The sequence below is a fragment of the Brevibacillus daliensis genome (assembly GCF_021245735.1).
Lineage (GTDB): Bacteria > Bacillota > Bacilli > Brevibacillales > Brevibacillaceae > Brevibacillus_B > Brevibacillus_B daliensis.
The window spans coordinates 1-1,574 of the sequence record NZ_JAJISB010000068.1 but is presented as its reverse complement, the minus strand read 5'-3'; the positions used below and the strand labels follow the sequence as shown (position 1 = coordinate 1,574).

The window sequence follows — 1,574 nt, the reverse complement described above, 5'->3', positions numbered from 1 at the left end:
TTCATGAGCTTGAGTGAGGAAACGGAATCATTTCGAGGGAGCTTAATGCGAACTTCATTTGCGTACGTAGAAAGCGGTTTATAATTAGTACTAACAGGTATTTCAAGAATCGTTTTATCAGGATTAAGTACATATTCCCATACTTTTTCGTCTTCACCTTTATAAAAATATGAATACATATAAGCTTTCTCCTGAATGATGTTAGTAAATAACTGGTATTTAACATTCCCGTTTTTTATTTCTTCGTGTGCTACTGCGTCCAATCTGCGCTTATACTCGAATCCTTCATTTACTGTGTCATACATCCATATTTCCCCTCCATCTGCTGTTCCAGATGCATATTGGTCACCAAACATTTTTATAATTTCGGATTTGGAAAGACCTATTTGGGCATTTTTTTCTACGTACTCTTTATCTATCGTAGGGGTTGAACTTTTCACGTACCACTATTAGCACAACCAAATAATGAAATGATTATAGTAAACCCTATGAACATTGTTAATACTTTTTTCATCAGTACCTCCTATTGTCCTCCTTAGTCACTATCGTGTTGCTGGGGCGAAGATTGGAAAAATACACTCTGCCCGTTAGCGCAGCGAGGCTGTCGATCGATCCCGCGTTAGTCTCGTGGTGTGATTTATTGAGTTCTTGAACCCGTTAGTAAAATAAAGTTATTATTATTTTTTGCATTTTATTAAACTAAATATACCTATGCTAAATATTAACAAACCAATTAACATAAAGGAATGTATAAATCCGTTAAGAATAGGAATGTATTCACCAGTTAAATTTTGATTTCTATACAAAATATCTACTGATTTATACGCTAAAGGTGTGCTAATCACAATAATCATTATTCCTATAATAAAATAAGGTGCTTGTGTTTTCATAAAATAATCCCCCTTATTAGCATAATTTTATTATAATCCTTATTGAAATTTCCTGCCCGTTAGGTGAACAAAGGCAGCCGATCGTTTGGCCGGCTGCCGTCATGTCTTTATTCAGCTATCGTTCTCCGTCCCTCGTAATAATCCTTTTTTCTGAAGGCAAGTTTCATAAAAAATCCATCCCTCGCAGGATGGACATTATTCAAATCATATTTCTGCCTGTTTGTGAAACCGTTCCTTTGTGAGAACATGCAATAACTCACCGTTACACTCCTCGTAGTCACCTGTCAAACCCATTAGTTCGCGATCAAACACAAAGCCTAGTTTCTTAAAGACTCCTAATGATGCAATGTTCTGTGAATTAGCCTTAGCGAACAATAGGTCTAATCCAATAACATCGAAGGCATAGGCTATCAACGCGGTGGCTGCTTCAGTTGCATATCCATTACCCCAATAGTCGCGGCCAATCAAATAATACAGTTCTTTATCAGGAGCACTTAAATCGAGTACGCCCACACCACACCAGCCGATGAAAGCGCCTGTTGCTTTGCTTCGAATCGCAAATGAGTATTTAAATGGCATGTTGAAGGGCGTATTGTAACTGTCGATTAGCCACTTGAATAGTCCTTTATATTCTTCAAACGATAAGACTCCCATATGCATATAAGTGAACAATTCTGGGTTTTG

At 37.2% G+C, this 1,574-nt stretch carries 3 protein-coding genes; all 3 read right to left on the bottom strand.

The features are described 5' to 3' along the window. Positions 1-440: hypothetical protein (locus LM917_RS24220; protein ID WP_232700263.1), on the bottom strand; the 440-nt coding region annotated here is incomplete at its 3' end. Between the two features lie 237 nt (positions 441-677). Continuing rightward, on the bottom strand, positions 678-890 hold the full coding sequence (locus tag LM917_RS24215; protein WP_232700262.1) for a glycosyl transferase: 213 nt from the start codon (positions 888-890) through the stop codon (positions 678-680). Positions 891-1,094: 204 nt separating this feature from the next. After that, a partial coding sequence (locus LM917_RS24210; protein WP_232700261.1) for a GNAT family N-acetyltransferase occupies positions 1,095-1,574 on the bottom strand: 480 nt, incomplete at its 5' end.

Excerpts from the sequence above, each read along its gene's own strand:
- LM917_RS24215 (WP_232700262.1), bottom strand. The coding sequence starts at position 890 with ATGAAAACACAAGCACCTTATTTTATTATAGGAATAATGATTATTGTG.